This window comes from Flavobacterium hydatis, assembly GCF_000737695.1.
Taxonomy (GTDB): Bacteria; Bacteroidota; Bacteroidia; order Flavobacteriales; family Flavobacteriaceae; genus Flavobacterium; species Flavobacterium hydatis.
The window spans coordinates 1-18,629 of the sequence record NZ_JPRM01000065.1 but is presented as its reverse complement, the minus strand read 5'-3'; the positions used below and the strand labels follow the sequence as shown (position 1 = coordinate 18,629).

The following is an 18,629-nucleotide window of genomic DNA, read 5'->3' as shown; positions in this document are numbered from 1 at the left end:
TTTGAGCTTATAAAATCAAAAAGGTTTTTATCTATTTAACCTCAGATAAACCACGTGTTAACCAACCTCTTTTGTTTGCTGTAATAATTGCATAAGGAGTAATCCAGAATAAACCAAAAGTGTAAAACACACTATAAGAATACGCCCAGAATGACTCTGATACATTATGTCTTTTGGCATAAAATAAAGCCGAGAAACTAGATACTATCAATATACTTAAAAGTGTAGATCCTAAAAATAATAACGGATGTACTACTATAAAAAACAACATAAATAACATAAATGGATATGCCATAACAATCTTTAGTGATTGATCTATAAACAATAATCTTGTTCCAAATTTAGATCCTTTTCTAAAATCTTTAAAAACATATTGTGCCATCATTAAGTTCTCACGTACGTTACTTCTTCCCCATCTGATAAACATTTTATATAAACCAGTATAATTTTCGGGTACATTAGTTAATACATAAGAATTTCTTTGAAACAATACTTCATGTCCTTGTTTTAAAATCATGTTTGTCATAGCACGGTCTTCACCAATATCCGATGGTTGTCCCATAAACTTTTGATCGATCCATTCAGGAAGACAAGCAAAAACTGCATCACTACGATACGCCGCTAAAGCTCCCGGAGTACAAAGCACAGATCCTAATACACTTTCGGCAGAACGCATGAACTCAAAACTCATAACGAAACTCACGTTTAACATTTTAGGAAGAATTGCTTTTTTATTGTTTAAAACAAGCACATTTCCTGCAACAGCACCACAATTTTTATTTGTAATAAACGGACTTACTAAGTTTCTAACCGTATCTTTTTTCACAACTGAATCACTATCTACAGTAACAAAAATTTCTCCGTTTCCAAGATTAAATCCGCGGTGTAATGCATGACGTTTTCCTTGATTTTTAGGTTGCTGATAAATTGATAAACGATCTCCTAATTTTATTTTTGCTTGTTGCATCCAGTACCAAGTATCATCTTTACTACCATCATCAATAGCTAGAATTTGCATTTTTTGCTCAGGATAATCACTATCTGCTAAACTTACTAAAGTATCCCAAACCAGTTTCCCTTCGTTGTATGCAGGAACAATTATTGTACAAGTAGGCAATAATTCGTCTGAAACAGATTCGATTGGTTTGTATTTAAAATAAAGGAATAAATTATATAGAAAAACACCACTTTTAAAAACAAAGAATACAGTTGTAATAAGCAGGAATGGATATCCCCACGTAGAGTTTATTCTGTCTATATGAAATTGGTCAAAATCTGATTGTAATTTATATACTAAGAAAGCACCTGCTATCATTAATAAAAAAGTACTGATAAGTACCATAATCCCTAATGGGCTTGAGGTTTCTTTTATCGCTTTTGCGAAAGATGTATTGTTAATACTAAAAAAAGAACTTGTTAAAGAATCTTCGTTATTACCTGTATTGCTGCTTGTAGAGAATAATTGTTTTGAAATTGTTTCAGTTTTCATGCTTGTATTACTATCGTTTTCTATATTAAGGCTTTTATCTAAATGCCATCCTTCTTCATTTGTTCTTGTCGTTTATAAGGAATGGACAAAATCCAATTTAGCAAGCCTCGTGCCATTGTTGTTTTTAATAGAATTTGAGGCTATTACGATAGTTTTTGTATAATTGATATGTATAATTAGTATACAACTTGTGTAAAAATTATACACATTGTGTTTACTTTGGGATAATAAAGAGTGATTATCCTAGAGAATTTAAGCGCAAGCTTTACCAACTAATTTTGCTTTATTTCAGACAAATTAGTTTCGCTTTTTTGTTTTATAATTGTTTGATAAAAGTACTGGGAGATATCCCAAAAAACTTTTTAAATTTTGAACCAAAATAAGACGTATTCCCAAAATGCAATCTATCCGAAATTTGTAATATTGTTAGCTGTCTCCCTTCAAGAAGTTCCTTTGCTCGGTGCAGTTTATTACTCATAAAGAATATATTAGGTGTTGTTCCTGTTATTTCTTTAAAGAGAACTTTAAATTTTGACACACACATATTTGCTCTAAAAGCCAAACTTTTAATCGTAGGAAAACTACTTTCCAGATTATCGATTAAAAACATCTGACTAGAGATAATAGCATCAAAATCATTCTTATTAACCTCTTCCAGAATAATTCTTTTTTTGGATAATTTATTTTGATAGTTCGAGAGCAACAATTGAACGCTTCCTTTTAGATTTAAATCAAATACTGGGCCTCCTACTTTTAATTTGCGTAAATCGTTCAGAATATGGTAACTCTCATTACTCATTCTGTCAAATTTAGCAATCTTACTATCACCTAGATTCAGTCTTTTTTTTATACTTTCAAAGGATATTTTATTCCTTTGAGCAAATATTTTTATGATAGTTTTTTTTATAAATACACAAAGTATATAAATTTCACTTCCCGCTTTAACATAAAAATCAGATTGCAAAGTACCATCCATAATTAATAAATTATACTTCCAGAGCCCTAAGCCGTATACCTTATTGTCTTTTAAAAGTGAAGCTTCCCCTTCTGTCAAATTATAATACAAGGCAACAAAATCGTCTTTTACATTTTTCTGAATGATATGAAAATCTACATTATAAACACCATTTATATAAAACGCAACAATGCCTTTCTCGCATTCCAGAAAATAACACGTTCCTGAGTAATGACTATTTTCAGGAATAACTATAAAATTCCCTTCTATTTTAGCTCCTAGTTGTTTTGCAAAATGAGCAACCCAATCTAAATCTGCACTATAAAAATGTTCAAATGTTTTTATAGAAAACACTCGTTTTATAATTTCATCCATTCAAACAATTTAACCTCAAAATATTTAATAAGAACAACAAATCAAATAAATCAATACGTAATTAAAAAATAACCAATATAAGTAATTGATTTCCTTAATAAAACTTTATCCCGAATAATCCCTTTTATATTTATGATGTTGTTATAAAATCGTCTTATTCCTGACTCCTGTCTTTTATAAATTTAAAGTAATCAGAAGGTGATTTTCCTGTATGTTTCAAAAAAGCTCTAAAACAAGTTGTTCTGGATTTAAATCCCGAATGCCAAGCCATTCCTTCGATAGTTAATTTTTTCCAATTAAGATTATCAACGTTATCAATAAAATAACTTACTCGTTTTATATTAATATAATCCTGAAAACGAAGATTATATTGTGTATTTATTAAAATTGAAAGTTGGTGTACAGGAATGCTAGTTTTTTTAGATAAATCCCGAATGACAAGATTTCTGTTCAGAAAAATCTTTTCGGCAACTACGACCTGATCCAAAGTCAAAAGATATTCCTGCTTTTTCTGCTCATCAAATGAATTTAAAGTTTGAAGTGTGTTTTTTATAGATGTTTGTATAATCTTATTTTTGTACTTAGTAAAAAGAAGTAATCTATCAATCATTTTTGCACTATAATTCTGGAGTTTACGCATTATTTAAATCAATATTAAAAACTTTGATTATTTATGATAAGTCATAATTATAAAGACAAGTCACTTTAATAAAAAAAGTATACATAACTGTATTGCAAACAAATACAATTATATTTTTTTAGAATCTGAAAATGAAATTTTATTAAGACGCAAAGGTCTAGAGTAATCTTTTAGGCTTTGTTCTCTAAAAAGCAATAATGTCTTGCATTAAGCCATTTTAGCTTAAAGTATAAGCCAATCTCAAAAAAAATATGGCATAAAAAAACGCAATATTACTTTACATTAGGATATAGAAGTGTTAATCCTGAGCAATATAATGGAAGGAAAATTTGGTAAAATTTGATGAATAAACCCGTTGGGGATAATTATTTTTAACACATATTAACGAAGTCCAATATCATTAAGTTAATGTAAAAGCTGCAATACTTTGCCAAACAAATCTCTCGCAAAGACGCAAAATCGCAAAGAAATCATATCTAAACTTAGTGAATTGACATCTTTGCGAAGAAAATTAAAGTTCAAAAGCTTAACTTAATGACATACTCCCAAAGCTTTGGGACTATATGGTAAATAAAAAAACTAATTTGCGGTTGTAAGCGATTTAATAAGCTCATCTAATTTACTGCCGTGAACGTTTTTGGCTAAAATAATTCCGTTTTTATCAATCAGAAAATTAAGCGGAATGGCTTGTATCTTATAGTTTAATACAACAGGAGAATCCCATAATTTTAAATCACTTACTTGTATCCATGGTTGTTTTAGTTTTGCCATAGCGCCTAGCCAAGCTTGTTTTTTAGAATCTAAAGAAACACCGTAAATCAAAAATTTGTTAGGGTATTTTTGATACAATTTGATTAATTCGGGTTGTTCCTTAACGCAAGGTCCACACCACGAAGCCCAAAAATCGACAAATACCAAAGAACCTCTTAAAGAGGAAAGCGAAACCACATTACCTTTTGTGTCTGGCAAATCTATATCTGGAATTATGTCGCCTACATCAAGACCTTCGGTTTGTGCATTGGTACTCGTATAAGAGCAAATTAAAAATGTAAGTGTAAAAAATAAATTCTTCATAGGTTATATTATTTTCAGGGCATTGAAACAAAACAGTCTATCTTATAAGAAATAACACGATTAACAATAAAATCGTTTCTATTTCTTCGGCGAATTTAGAAATATTTTTTTCCTAAACCTACATTAAAAAAGTTCCTTCAATTATTAATTACTGAGATTAATAATCGAAGGAACCCGATATTTTTTAAAACTACATTCATAGCTACATTATAAAACAAAATAGGCATTAGTTTCTATTCTTTTGCTTTCGGTTTTTACAACCGAATCATTTTTAAACGCAAACTCATTTCGATATTCGTGTATCATTTGTGTTAGATTTTTTTCGATAACGTTCGAAATTGCTGTAACTGGCGTATCTGTCGGCCTGTTTTCGAAAGGATCTTGCAAATGAATTGCCATTTTTTCGATAAGAAAAAAAGCAGCACTTATCGTTGTTATCAATGGTATTGCGTACCAACCTAATACACTATTTAGCCCAAAAGGTAATAGGAAAATGAATAAACATAGTGCAAATCGTATGTACATACTATATGTTGTTGGAAAAATAGTATTTTTTATTCGTTCGCATTTTCCCATAGCATCACACAATCTTGTTAATGTTTTATCAATCTCTACTTGCTGATATGTATTCATCTTATCCTCTTCGGTCGCATTAGTAAGATCCTTTGCGTGCAACATTAAAATAGCATTAGGAACATGTTGATGATTTTGTACAAAGCGCAATTCTTCTTCGGTCAAAAAGGGTTTAATAGATTTTATAGCGTCTTTATTTCTCAGAGATTGCCCTAAACTATAACACCAGGCTATTTGTCTGTTGGCAAATTTTTCTTTAAAATCATTTGCCTTAACCGAAAAATCTGGGTCACGGTAAAATGTAATCACTTGCCTAACCAAAGTTCTGGACTCGTTTACGATAGATCCCCATATAATACGCGCTTCCCACCATCTATCATACGCCTGATTAGATTTAAAAGCTAGTAATAAGGATATAATTGTACCAATAATAGCGGGAACTGCAATAGGAATATCTACAGAAATATTAATATAATGATGATGAAAAATTTCAAATAATATGGCATAAGTAGTCACCAGAATAAGCTCAACTTTTATTTTTCCAAGGACATACCTCATTGGAATTTTCTTTTTTAATAGCATGTTTTCAGGAGTTAGATTAAACTTATTTTTTTGCAGAAATTAATTATACTAACTCCTCATAAAGTGATAAAACAGGAAGACCGAATAAATCGTTTATAGTTTCGTTTTTGGTCTTTGTGAATTTAATCTTTTCGGCTTTGCGCGTTTGAACCAATAAATCGATATGATTCTTAGAAATAACTTCGATTAAATGTGGCGCAAATTCTTTGTAATTATCATCAAAATTTTTAGTCTGACTTACAATCTCAAATGAAAAATTATCACTTATAAATTGCTGAATATCTTTTACATGAAGATTTTGCTGTACGTTTTCGATATACAATGCTTTATTAAAATCATCTTTATAAGGCTCTGAACTTAAATGTAAAATAGGACATTTTTGGTTTCCTGCTAATTGTACCAAATGGTTGTGTATCCTTTTGGTTTCTTGCTTATAAGAATGAGGAAGAATAACTAGTTTTACAGAAAAAGCTGTTATTAAGTTCTTAAATATTGGCGATGAAATTCCATATTGATTATGAATTTTAATTTTGCAGTTATCTGAAGATGCTGTAATTAACCTGCACACATCCAGAACTTCTTCTTGAGTCTTAGTTAAACTAACTCTCATTGTTCTTAAAAAATTAGAAGCCGAATAGGTATCTGGAACTTCAGAAACTATCATTAAGATAATTTCACAATCACTTTCTTTTGCCTGATAAACAGCTAGTTTTACAGCATCAATTGTATCTTCTTTTAAAGTCGTAGGTATTAAGAAATTTTTCATAAGTATAATTTGTTTGATTTATACCTACAAAATAACTGGTGCTACATTAAAACTTCCCTAAGATAAAATTAGAACTTTCTAAGAATTCACATTAGAATTTTTAATGTTGCATTTTTTAAAAATAATAGTAACCATAGTTCCTTTATTTTGCTCGGACTGAACTTGTAATTCTCCTCCGTGCATACGGATAATTTTCATGGCTAGAGGAAGTCCTAAACCATAACCAATATACTTTGCTGCAATTTTCCCCCTAAAGAAAGGTTCGTATAAATGCGGAATATCTTCGGGCGGTATACCAATACCAATATCGCTTATTGTAATTCTAATCGCTTCTTCATTTGCCGAAAGCGCAACAAAAACCTCATTATTATCGGAGTATTTTACACCATTAGTAATAATATTATTAATGGCAAGTTCTAATAAAGGTCTGTTACACGGTATTAATAAAAGATTAGAATCTTGTGGCACAAAATTAAGCTTGATACTTACTCTGTTATCAGGAAAGATCTTATCCAGATCAGATTTTACTGTTAGTAATAACTCATCTATTCGGGTAATATCCAGCACTTGTTTTTTTCCGTCATAACCTGTTTGCGTAAGTTTTAATAAACTCTCGGTTAAGTTTCCTAATCGTGATGCCTGATTATAAATATTCTCTAATGATTGCATGTATTCCTGAGGCTCTCTTTCTTTAAGAAGCATAATTTCAGCCTCGGCAATAATGGTTGTTATTGGCGTTTTTAATTCATGCGAAGCATTATTAATAAAGTTTGTTTGTATCTCAAACGAAGTTTCCAGCCTGTCGAGCATATCATTAAATGTTGCTGTAAGATCTGAAATTTCATCGGCATTTTTAATTTCTGGCAACCTGCTATGAAGATTAGAAGCACTAATTCTATTTACTTCTTTGGTAATTCTAGCCACAGGATTAATTACTCTTTTGGCCAGGAAACGCCCTAAGAAATACGCCAGAATAACAAAACAGATTCCTCCAATTAGCATTATTTTGATAATGTAAATCGTAGTAGATTCTCCTTTTTTATCTCTTGCGGCAATGATTACAATATACTTTTGCTTATTTTCTTCAAATATTTGACCCAAATAATATTTATTGCCTTGTACAAACCAATCTTTTCCTGTTTTTAGAATTTTACTATAAAACTCATTTGGCAAATTAAGATTGGTATTATACTCAAAGCTGCTTTCGCTATTTACTTTTAAAACAAACTCCTGTTCTTCTATAAGTTCCTCGAGCCCATTTTTTTTGAGCTCGCTATAATATTTCATTTTCTCCTTATCCTTCTGGAAATTAATCGAAGCAACGATCTTTGCTCTATCTTCTAGTCGTTTTAAAAAATAGTATTGATTATTTGCTTTAAATAAAAACAAAACAACAATACATAATAGTAAAGCACTAAATGTAGAAAGACCAATATAGGTAAACGTGATATTTTTTCTAATATTCATTTTATAATTTAATAGTATAGCCTAATCCTTTTATAGTATGGATTAATTTGCTGTTAAAAGGCTTGTCGACTTTTTTTCTTAAATAGGTAATATATACATCGACAACATTGGTATTCATATCAAAATTAATATCCCAAACATTATCCAGAATTTGTCCTCGAGATACAATTGTACCAGTATTCTTAGCGAGATAATACAATAACTTAAACTCCTTTGCGGTCAATATTATTATCTGTCCATCTCTTTTTACCGTTTTTGTACGTCCGTTAATTTCTAAATCACTTATCGTAATAGTATCTAACTTTTCTGTTTCCTGACTTGCTCTTCTGTTTAAAGCATTAACACGAGCATCTAATTCTCCGAATTTAAATGGTTTTACCAAATAATCATCTGCACCGGCATTAAGTCCAGTTATAATATTTTCTGAAGTTCCCAGGGCTGTTAAAAGCAAAATAGGCACAAAGATTTTACTTGCGCGCAATCTTCGGCATACTTCAATCCCGTTAATATCTGGTAACATTATATCTAAAACAACAACATCAAAATTGTAATTGTTAATCATTTCCAATGCCGTTTTTCCATCAAGAGCAACACTTACTTCGTTGTTGTTCTCGGAAAAGCCTTTACGTAAAATAGATAAGAGATTGGGTTCGTCTTCGACAAGGAGTAACTTCATTTTGATTCAGTGTAAAAAAACAAAAATAAGAATTGAAATTAAAATCATGTTACAACGTGATTATTTAGACTAAATATAAATAATATTTTTATCTTTGCGCCAAATACCACATAATAATTTTTAAAACTAATTTAATGAAATTTCTACTATCAGCTTTTACTTTTCTGGTAATAAGCTCATTTTCTTGCTATTCTCAATCAACAGGAAAAATTACAGGTCAAATTACTTTAATAAATGGACAAGCAGCAGACTTGGCTTCGGTATCATTAATCGAAATAAATAAAACTACACTTACTACAGAAAATGGGAATTATTCTTTCTCCAATCTAGTTGCAGGAAAATATACCATCCGAATCCAAATGCTTGGTGCTGCCGAAAAAGATATTGTTGTAGAAGTAACTACAGGGCAAACAAGTGTAGCAAATTATCAACTAGAAAAGGAAAACATACAAGCCTTACAAGAAGTTACTGTTGCTAGTAATACAAACAAGTTTTCTAAAAAAGAAAGTGTGTATTCTGCAAGACTTCCGCTTAAAAATCTCGAAAATCCACAAGTTTATTCGATCGTTCCCAAAGAGTTAATTATCGAGCAAATGGCTGTAGATTTAGGAAGTATAGCAAAGAATGTTCCTGGTTCAGGAATCCCAATGATTGCAAATCAAGGTCGGGTTACATTCCGTTCAAGAGGTTTTGAAACTGAACCTATGGTAAGAAATGGAGTTGCTGGTTTCTCCTACTCTTCTATAGATCCTGCAAATCTAGAACGTATTGAAGCTATCAAAGGGCCATCGGCAACATTATTTGGTAATAATTTATCTAGTTATGGAGGATTATATAATCGAGTTACCAAAAAACCATATAACGCTTTTGGTGGTGAAGTTTCTCTTTTTGCTGGAAGCTGGAATTTTAACCGTGTTGCTTTTGACGTTAATACGCCTGTTAATCAAGATAAAACAGTATTATTCCGCCTTAATGGAGCTTCTACTTTCGAAAGAAGTTTTCAAGACATTGGTTTTACAAAAAGTATAAGCTTTGCGCCTAGTTTCTCTTACCAAATTAATGACAGACTTTCGATGTTATTTGATTTAGAATATGGAAAAGCAAAAGGTACTTCGGTTCTACGTTTTAATCCTTGGACAAAAAGCAAAAAAACTGAAAGTATTGCCGATATGAACTTCCCATACAATCAATTATTTGGTAGTAATGACCTTGCTTATGAAACCGAAATGATGAATATATTCCTTCAGTTTAATTACAAAATATCCGAACAATGGACTTCACAATCGGTACTTTCTCGTTCTAGAACTTCTATCGATGGGTATATTTCAGCATTAAACGGAACTTCTGATACGACACTAAAAGCCCTTGTTATGAGAGGTTATACCGCATTTATTGCTACTGATATTCAGCAAAATTTTATTGGTGATTTTAAAATTGGATCTCACAGAAACAGACTTGTTGTAGGTTTAGATTATTACAACAACTCAAATACATTTGATAGAGTTCATATTACAGGCCCTGAAGTAAATTTTACAAATCCATCGGCAACTTCTAAAATTAGTAAAGCGACTATCGATGACTTGGCTTCGACTGGTGTAAAACGTGCAGAAAATAACGGAGATAATAGTTATGCCATTTATGCTTCGGATGTATTTAATGTTACCGATAAACTACTTACGATGGTAAGTTTACGTTTAGATCGTTTTGAAAGTGAAGGTGTAACTTCATTGGCAACAGGCGAGAATAAAGGAAAATACGGACAAACTGCTTTATCTCCAAAATTAGGTGTTGTGTATGAAGTATTAGAAGATAATCTATCGGTATTTACTAATTACATGAACAGTTTTACGAATAAAACAGGTACTAATGCAGCAGGAGATGTTTTTAAACCTGAAGAAGCAAACCAATGGGAAATCGGTCTTAAAGGAGATATCTTTAATCATAAACTTGTTGGAACCATTAGTTATTACGACATACAAGTAAAAGATATGGTTCGTACAGATCCAAACGATGTAAACTACATGATACAAAACGGAGCTCAATCTAGTAGGGGTTTTGAAGTAGAGCTTACAGCAAATCCTTTTTCGGGATTCAACATTGTAGCTGGTTATGCTTATAATGATAGCAAAATGACTCATGCAGATCCATCTATCGAAGGTCTTAGGCCAGCTTTATCTGGTCCAGACAAAATGGTAAACTTATGGATGAGTTATAAATTTCAGGAAGGAAAACTAAAAGGCTTTGGTGCTGGTTTTGGTGGTAATTATGGTAGTTCTTCTTTCCAGACTAATACTACAACCAGAAAAGTAATTATACCATCTTACACCATATTAGACGCAACTGTATTTTATGATATGGGACGTTTTAGAATTGGCTTAAAAGCCGATAACCTAACAAGCGAAAAAGCTTGGTCTGTACGTCTTACTCCTCAAGCTCCACTACGCTTTATGGGGAATGTAAGCTTCAAATTCTAAATAAAAAAAGAATAAGGCTTTAGCCAAAATGCATTCTCGCATTGGTTAGAGCCTTATTTATTATAATGATAAAGTTGAAAAGAAACGTTGCGTTATTTGCCGTCATTTTTTTAGCACAGATTAAAAGAATCTAAACTTTAAAAATCCGTGTTTATCTGTGTTTTCGCGAAAGCGAATCCGCATCATCCGCGTTCCTTTTTTTAGCCACAGATAATAAAACGTTGCTCACTTTGCGTAAACCTTAGCGTCCTTTGGGTTAATTTTTTGTCACAGATTAAAAAAATTAAAAGGATTTCACAGCTTTGCGACCTTTGCGTAAACCTTAGCGCCCTTTGCGGTTAATCTCTAGCATTACTTCATTTGCAAACAGTAATTACATCGATAACGAATGCTTTTATACGCAACTCCTTTATAAGTTCCTGGAGTTGGATCTACCCAATCTTTCCTTATTATATAAAGTCCTTTCATAGTCGACATAAAAAAAGCCTCTCCTTGCTCATTAACCGTTAATTCTCTTTCCCAGTTTTCAGGATTCAAAACTCTTAATTTGGTTTTATTTGCAGCAGGAGCGCCATCTTTAAAAGCTTTAACTTTAATCAATTTATCTACTGGATATACACTAATATCCAAAAACTGCATAGGCGATTCAAATTCCTTATTAGCAACATTACCTACATTATAAGATCCAACCAAATAATCTATTGGCAGTATATTATCTCCTCCACTTTTTGAACGATCTACAACAGGATGTTTATCATTTATTCCTATAACTCTATAAACACCATCTTTATCTGGTACAAATGTTCCTTCCCAACAATCTCCTTTTGGAACAATTACAATATCTGTTCGTTTTCCTTTTGCATCAATAACATAGATTTTAAAATCCTTAATTAGGGCGTGTTCAGTTCCAGATTGTCGGTGTCGCACACCATATTCATCTACATTGCCATAAATTATCTGAATAATTGCTGGTTCATTTTTCTTTTCAGATCCTTTTATTTCCATCCAATAAGCACTGGCATGACCGAAGAAAGGAAAAATAAATAATGCCAACAAAACATATAATAATCTACTATTTATAAAGCCCATTTTATTCATTTTTTAAACTGAAATTTTTATTAAATAATTTATGCAAATATACCGTTTTAAGATAGTTTACTATATATAAAAGCCAAACTAAGATTATGTTTAATGAGGAAATATAAGCACAAAAAAATCCATACATCGTTTATAACGTATGGATTTATCCTTCGATAATCAGAGATTAATTATGGAGTCTCAGTTTTTGGTGCAACCATATGAATTTCTTTCCAGACGATTCCGAGTTTCTCACTATTGTTTTTCCTGATTTCATTTGCAAGCGGAATATTATCGGATAATTTTTGTCCGTACGACGGAATCATTTCCTTTATTTTCTCTTGCCATTTTGATGTTTTGAGTTCATTTTTAAAACATTTTTCTATTACCTTGAGCATAATCGAGACCGAAGTAGATGCTCCTGGCGATGCACCAAGCAAAGCAGCCACACTTCCATCTGATGCCGTTACAACTTCGGTACCAAATTGCAAAATTCCTCTTCGTGTCGTATTGTCAATTTTTATGACTTGGACTCTTTGCCCGGCAATCTTTAAATCCCAATCTTCCATTTTTGCTTTAGGAAAATATTCTTGCAATGCTGCCAATCTTTGTTCTGGTGTAAGTACCACTTGTTCTACCAAGTATTTTGTAAGCGGAACATTGTCAAGCCCAGCTTCTAGCATGGGTCTTATATTATAAAAATTAAATGATGCGGGTAAATCTGCCCAAGTCCCGTTTTTAAGAAACTTGGATGAAAATCCAGCAAAAGGACCAAACAAAAGTTCTTTTTTGCCATCAATAATTCGTGTGTCAAGATGCGGAACCGACATTGGTGGCGAACCTACCGAAGCTTTTCCATATACTTTTGCCTGATGCTGCGCTATTATTTTAGGATTATTACATACCAACCACTCCCCGCTTACAGGGAAACCTCCATATCCTTTTGCTTCGGGAATATGTGTTTTTTCTAGCAAGGGCAATGTTGCTCCTCCTGCACCTATAAAAACAAACTTCGCATTGATAGTTTTCGTCGTGTTATTTTTTAAGTCTTTAATATACACTTTCCAAGTACCATCTTCATTCCTTTTAAAATCGCTTACTTCATGATTTACTTCCAACTTCATTTTACCCGATTTTACAAGATTAGAAGTTAGCTCATTGGTAAGAGCTCCATAATTAACATCGGTTCCGATATCAATTTTTGTAGCCGCTACTTTTTGCGAAGAATCTCTTCCATTCATTACAAGCGGAATCCAATTATTGATTTGCTTTTGATCGTCAGAAAATTCCATTCCTGTAAAAAGCGGTTCTTTTTGTAATGCCAAGAATCTTTTCTTAAGGTATTTTACGTTGTCTTCTCCTATCACAAAACTCATATGTGGTGTTGGATTAATAAAGGTTTTGGGCGGGCCAATTTTATTATTTCCTACCAAATATGACCAAAATTCTTTTGAGATTTCAAAGGATTCATTTATCTCAACAGCTTTATGAGTATCGATACTACCGTCTTTTAGTTCAGGTGTATAATTGAGTTCACATAGTGCAGAATGTCCCGTTCCAGCATTATTCCATGCCGATGAACTTTCCTGACCAACAGCATCAAGCCTTTCATAAGCAATCATGGTCATGTCTGGATCAAGTTCGTTTAGCATATTTGCCAAAGTCACACTCATGATTCCGCCACCAACCAAAACTACATCTACAGTTTCGCTTTCGCTACTTTTCTTATCAGCGCATGATCCTAATATTAAGATGCATAACAAACAGATGAAGCTCTTTTTCATTTGCTACTGATTTCAATTAGAATATCTATAATTTTTGAAAAAGAGAATAAAAATAAAAACAGAATAAATCCTGAAAAAAAAGTAAATGCAGGCAAAATCCATCCCCCAATTCCTCGTGGAGTCGCAATAAGATACACTGTCCCTATTAGAGTTATCAAACCTACAACATAAGCCAAGAATTGGAATATAGATGCTAGGGTTTTAAGTGTTTTTTGCTGTCTTAAAATGGTAATAGAAGTAGCTGTAGTCATAATTATTACATTTATAAGTTATTAATAATAAGATACTTAATTCCTATTAAAGATAAAAAAAATATCATTACCTCTAAAAATTAATAATTGTAATCGTTTAATTACTAGCTATTAAACAAAACTTAATGAGCATATTTTACTCCTATAAAATTCCGTTTTTCTATTTTTGTATCACAAATTATCTCATGAAATTTTGCTACTGTAATACTTTATTAAAATATATTTTTGATGAAAAACAATCTGATACTGAGAATCAAATTACCATCATTGTTTAAGAAATATACTAAGTTTGTATTACAAAGTTGAATATAAAAATAGTGCAATGAATTTAAAATACTTAATTAAACATTAGCAATAAAATTATAGAATGAAACAAGCAATTATAAATACAACTATACATACCGGTGAAGAAATAATTAATAACGGTGTCATTATTATCGAAAACGGAACTATTCTTTCTGTTCAGAAAGAAATTCCAAATGACATTGAAACCATTGATTTACAAGGAAATTATATTTCGGCAGGATTTATCGATATTCAGATAAATGGTGGAGAGAAACTTTATTTTAGTCAGACTCCTACCGAAGAAACGATTCAGGATATATACGAATCAAGTCTTAAATATGGAACTACTCATATACTTCCGTGCTTAATTTCGTCATCTCACGAAACAATTTTAAAAGGGATTGAAGCTGTTCGTAGTTACAGAGAAAAACATGATAATGGCGTAATCGGAATGCATCTGGAAGGACCATTTTTAAATCCTTTAAAACGCGGAGCGCATAGCATCGACCACGTTCGTAAACCAACTAATACCGAGCTTGAAGAAATTATACGTCTAGGCAAAAATGTTATAAAAGTAATTACGATTGCCCCAGAATGTTTTACCGACGAACAACTGAATATGTTATTAGAAAGCGGAATTACAATTTCGATAGGACATTCGACTGTTACGCATAAAGAAGCACAAGTTTATTTTTCGAAAGGAATAAAACTCGTAACCCATTTATTCAATGCCATGACACAATTCGGACATCGCGAACCTGGTTTAGTTGGTGCTACTTTTGAAAATGAAAATGTTTATGCGCCAGTAATTTTAGATGGTGCACATTGTGATTATGCTGCAGCAAAATTGGCTTATAAGCTAAAACAAGATAAATTCTTTTTAATAAGTGATGCTACATTTCTTGGACGCAAAGTTTCCTCTTTTGTGTGGGATAATTTTAATGCACATTTGGAAGATGGTTTTTACAGAAATGAAGAAGGTAGTCTTGCCGGAGCAAGTATATCGATGCTAGATGCGGTACAGAATGCCTATAATCATTTAGATGTTTCTGCAGATGAAGCTATAAGAATGGCAACTTCACATGTGGCAAATGCTATTGGCATGGGAGATAAAATTGGAAAAATTAAAGCTGGATTTCCAGCAAGCTTCGTTCAATTTAATGCTGATTTGTCGATAATAGAAACATTAAGTTTTGATACTGTTACGGTATAATCTGTAACGAAAATTTAACCGCAAAGGACGCAAGGATTAACGCAAAGTTCGCAAAGTTCGCAAAGTTTTAAAATCTGTGAAGCAAAAAAGGAACGCGGATTACGCGGATTCGCTATCGCGGAAACACGGATAAAAACGGATTTTTAAAGTTTAAATTCTTTTAATCTGTGGCTAAAAATTAACCGCAAAGGCTTGCAAAGTTTAATCAATAGCTTTGCGAGCCTTTGCGTTTTTTTCTTTGTGTACTTTGCGGTTAAATCGAATCGGATTAAAAGTTGAGGATTAAGTAAAAAATTAACCGCAAAGTCTTAAAATCAGTTTAATCCTTTTAATCTGTGGCAAAAAAAACTTGCATCTCTTAGTCTACACTTCTACCTCTAAACTTTCTTTCTCTAAAATTGTTCTTAACTGAGGTGCAAAATTCACTCCCCACTTATCAATCGCATCAATTAAAGGCAAAAGAGATTCTCCTGTTTCGGTAAGATAATATTCTACTCGCAGCGGAACTTCAGTATAAATTGTTTTACTCAAAAGTCCATGCATTTCAAGTTCTCTTAATTGGTTCTGCAATACACGTTTACTAATACCATTAATAGCAATAACCAAATCTTTAGGACGTTTTATACCTTTAGAAATTTCATTCAGCAAACAAAATTTCCACTTAGAACCTACCACTTCCATTGCAACGGTAAGACCACAATTATAATCTATCGGAATTTTACGTTGATACATATCTTTAGTTTCATTTGTTAATTTACAAAAGTAAAGATAAAACAGAAAGTTTTCCTTAGTTTACTATGGTGATTAATTAATCACTATATGATTAATTGCCCCCTTATTGGTTAATCCCCCAATGAGTTTGATCTTTGCAGTAATAAATTTAAAATTCTTAGTATGAAAACTTTAGTAATTATTATACATCCTGATTTAAAAAACTCTATCATAAACAAACGATGGATTGAGGAACTAAAAAAACATCCCGAAAAGTATCATATACATGATTTACACAGTGCTTATCCGGATGAAAAAATTGATATTGAGAAAGAAAAACAACTCATAGAATCCCATAATACAATTATATTTCAATTCCCTTTTTACTGGTTTAATTGTCCGCCATTATTCAAGAAATGGTTAGATGAAGTATTAACATACGGATGGGCATACGGCTCTAAAAGCGGATACAAACTAAACAATAAAAAAATTGCATTAGGAATAGCTGCAGGAATTAATGAAGAGGATTATAGTACAACGGGCAGATACAAATACACTCTACAACAATTAACTGCTCCGTTTGAGGTAACTTTCAATTACATAAAAGCCGATTATAAATCGCTATTCGCTTTTTATGGTGCAGAACATAATGCTACGACTGAAAGAATAGAAAAAAGCACACTCGATTATATTTCTTTTATAGAGAAATTATAGAATCATAATTTTACCTCTTGTTAGACGCACTGCGGTGCGTCTCTACATTATATTGTAATCGTATAAAAGTTATGTGCGTAAAAAATAATCCTGAAACAGATTACAATCTACTCTCTTTTAATTGTAATGCTCTTTGCAAAAAACTTTGATTTGCAATTTTGCTTTCAGCTTCATTAATAGCTTTCAATAAATTATTTTCATTATCGGTAATTTCATTGAGAACCTCAGAGATGATATCCCAAACAGGTTTCATTTTTAGGATTAGTTCTTGTCCTTTTGGAGTAAGCACAATTAAACGTTTACGCTCATCTTCTTTATCTTTTTTAGACCGAATAAGTTTCTGTTTTTCTAATTCTTTCAGCAAACTAATTGTAGATGGATGCGTATAACCAATCTCATTGGCAATTTCTACAATACTCAAAACTCCTTTATTATGCAGCGTATAAATTACCGGAAACCATTTGGGTTCAAACTCAATATCAAATGATTTATAGAGTAAAGCGCCGTCTTTACGCAATTGTTCACTAAGGCGTTGCAACCGCGTAGATAGTGCCAAAATACCCGATTCGTTTATAATATTCATCATATCTAGCTTAGTTTTAAATGACAAAACACATTATCAGCCCCCATTACAGGAAAAGCTTCAGGAAGTGTTCCTTTCTCAATTTTTACAAAATTATTTCTTTCGTAAAAACGTAAAGCAGCTTCTAATATCGAAACTGTTCCCAAATATAAATCAAGAATATTATTTTCTTTGCTAAAAGCGATTAAAGTATCTAGAAGCTGTTGCGCAATAAATAACTCTTTGCCTCTGTATTCTTTTTTTACAAACATCTTTCTTATTGCGGCTTCTTTATCAGCATATCTTACCAAGGCAATAGTACCAACTAATTCACCGTCTATAAATGCTCCCCAAAAGCAACCACCTTTTTCATGATAAAAGTTATCTATTTCGAGAAGATCTGGCTGGTCTTGCAAAGTTATTGGAACATTAAATTCCTTTTGCTGAATGCTTAATATCAAATCAACTACTGCATCTGAATAGTCGTTTTTAATAGGAACAATTATTGTTTTCATAGCTCTAAATATTTTATAAATCAAAACTACGTAGTTAAATACATAAAACAAAATAATTTCAAAAATATATAACATTTACAAAACAAAAACTATATAGATATAGATACAAATTCATTTACTTAAATTTAAATCAGTTCAATACACATATTCAGGAAAAGACAACAAAAACCACAAGCTTCTTAACAAACATAAGCAACTGCAATACAATAATTTAAACAAAAATAAATCCCTCAAACTCAAGCAACCTTAGTTTTAAACATTATCTTTAACAAATCTTTAGCATGTAGATTTTAAGGCAAATTATAAAAAACAGTAATTTTGTAATATAATTTTTACAACAATGATGCAAAATACTAAAAAAGAGTTTTTTAAAATTAAGAATAAGACGAGATTTGTTTTATTCTTTTATTTTATATTCTTCCTTTTTTTAGGTCAAAATATATTAG

17 protein-coding genes are annotated in these 18,629 nt (G+C 31.6%); 3 read left to right on the top strand and 14 right to left on the bottom strand.

Annotated elements, in window-relative coordinates:
- Window positions 1-31: 31 nt before the first annotated feature.
- The 8 genes from IW20_RS24725 to IW20_RS24690 form a co-directional block, all read right to left on the bottom strand.
- Complete coding sequence (locus IW20_RS24725; RefSeq protein ID WP_035628881.1) at window positions 32-1,489, bottom strand: glycosyltransferase; 1,458 nt, start codon at window positions 1,487-1,489, stop codon at window positions 32-34.
- A 316-nt stretch (window positions 1,490-1,805) separates the two neighbouring features.
- Entirely contained in the window at window positions 1,806-2,819 is a 1,014-nt protein-coding gene (locus IW20_RS24720) for a helix-turn-helix transcriptional regulator (RefSeq protein WP_035628879.1), read from the bottom strand.
- Between the two features lie 154 nt (window positions 2,820-2,973).
- Entirely contained in the window at window positions 2,974-3,459 is a 486-nt protein-coding gene (locus IW20_RS24715; protein WP_051886197.1) for a helix-turn-helix domain-containing protein, read from the bottom strand.
- 579 nt (window positions 3,460-4,038) lie between these two features.
- On the bottom strand, window positions 4,039-4,533 hold the full coding sequence (locus tag IW20_RS24710) for a TlpA family protein disulfide reductase (RefSeq protein ID WP_035628876.1): 495 nt from the start codon (window positions 4,531-4,533) through the stop codon (window positions 4,039-4,041).
- A gap of 207 nt (window positions 4,534-4,740) precedes the next feature.
- A complete protein-coding gene (locus tag IW20_RS24705) occupies window positions 4,741-5,664 on the bottom strand; it encodes a bestrophin family protein (protein ID WP_240478540.1) in 924 nt (307 codons plus the stop codon).
- Between the two features lie 67 nt (window positions 5,665-5,731).
- Complete coding sequence (locus IW20_RS24700) at window positions 5,732-6,454, bottom strand: hypothetical protein (RefSeq protein ID WP_035628870.1); 723 nt, start codon at window positions 6,452-6,454, stop codon at window positions 5,732-5,734.
- 78 nt (window positions 6,455-6,532) lie between these two features.
- Window positions 6,533-7,921: a HAMP domain-containing sensor histidine kinase gene (locus tag IW20_RS24695; protein WP_035628869.1), complete on the bottom strand. Its 1,389-nt coding sequence runs from the start codon at window positions 7,919-7,921 to the stop codon at window positions 6,533-6,535.
- A gap of 1 nt (window position 7,922) precedes the next feature.
- Complete coding sequence (locus IW20_RS24690) at window positions 7,923-8,597, bottom strand: response regulator transcription factor (RefSeq protein WP_035628865.1); 675 nt, start codon at window positions 8,595-8,597, stop codon at window positions 7,923-7,925.
- Between the two features lie 134 nt (window positions 8,598-8,731).
- Between IW20_RS24690 and IW20_RS24685 the strand changes: the two genes are divergently transcribed.
- Window positions 8,732-11,071, top strand: coding sequence for a TonB-dependent siderophore receptor (locus IW20_RS24685; RefSeq protein WP_035628863.1), 2,340 nt, complete (start codon window positions 8,732-8,734; stop codon window positions 11,069-11,071).
- Window positions 11,072-11,422: 351 nt separating this feature from the next.
- On the opposite strand, the gene IW20_RS24680 is transcribed toward IW20_RS24685, so the two are convergent.
- The 3 genes from IW20_RS24680 to IW20_RS24670 all read right to left on the bottom strand — a co-directional run bounded on the left by IW20_RS24680 (window position 11,423) and on the right by IW20_RS24670 (window position 14,183).
- Window positions 11,423-12,169, bottom strand: coding sequence for a hypothetical protein (locus IW20_RS24680; RefSeq protein WP_035628861.1), 747 nt, complete (start codon window positions 12,167-12,169; stop codon window positions 11,423-11,425).
- Between the two features lie 170 nt (window positions 12,170-12,339).
- Window positions 12,340-13,932, bottom strand: a complete 1,593-nt coding sequence (gene mqo, locus IW20_RS24675; RefSeq protein ID WP_035628855.1) for a malate dehydrogenase (quinone) — start codon at window positions 13,930-13,932, stop codon at window positions 12,340-12,342.
- A complete protein-coding gene (locus IW20_RS24670; protein WP_035628852.1) occupies window positions 13,929-14,183 on the bottom strand; it encodes a hypothetical protein in 255 nt (84 codons plus the stop codon). The genes mqo and IW20_RS24670 overlap by 4 nt, the downstream gene beginning before the upstream one ends.
- Window positions 14,184-14,550: 367 nt before the next feature.
- Between IW20_RS24670 and nagA the strand changes: the two genes are divergently transcribed.
- Complete coding sequence (nagA, locus tag IW20_RS24665; RefSeq protein ID WP_035628850.1) at window positions 14,551-15,681, top strand: N-acetylglucosamine-6-phosphate deacetylase; 1,131 nt, start codon at window positions 14,551-14,553, stop codon at window positions 15,679-15,681.
- A 363-nt stretch (window positions 15,682-16,044) separates the two neighbouring features.
- Here the strand turns inward: nagA and IW20_RS24660 are convergent, their stop codons facing one another.
- On the bottom strand, window positions 16,045-16,413 hold the full coding sequence (locus IW20_RS24660; protein WP_035628848.1) for a winged helix-turn-helix transcriptional regulator: 369 nt from the start codon (window positions 16,411-16,413) through the stop codon (window positions 16,045-16,047).
- A gap of 162 nt (window positions 16,414-16,575) precedes the next feature.
- Here IW20_RS24660 and IW20_RS24655 point away from each other — a divergent pair, with 162 nt between their 5' ends.
- Window positions 16,576-17,106: an NAD(P)H-dependent oxidoreductase gene (locus tag IW20_RS24655; RefSeq protein ID WP_035628845.1), complete on the top strand. Its 531-nt coding sequence runs from the start codon at window positions 16,576-16,578 to the stop codon at window positions 17,104-17,106.
- A 100-nt stretch (window positions 17,107-17,206) separates the two neighbouring features.
- On the opposite strand, the gene IW20_RS24650 is transcribed toward IW20_RS24655, so the two are convergent.
- A complete protein-coding gene (locus IW20_RS24650) occupies window positions 17,207-17,689 on the bottom strand; it encodes a MarR family winged helix-turn-helix transcriptional regulator (RefSeq protein ID WP_035628910.1) in 483 nt (160 codons plus the stop codon).
- A 5-nt stretch (window positions 17,690-17,694) separates the two neighbouring features.
- The gene (locus tag IW20_RS24645) at window positions 17,695-18,183 is read right to left on the bottom strand and encodes a GNAT family N-acetyltransferase (RefSeq protein ID WP_035628907.1); all 489 of its coding nucleotides are present in this window, start codon (window positions 18,181-18,183) and stop codon (window positions 17,695-17,697) included.
- Window positions 18,184-18,629: the final 446 nt, after the last annotated feature.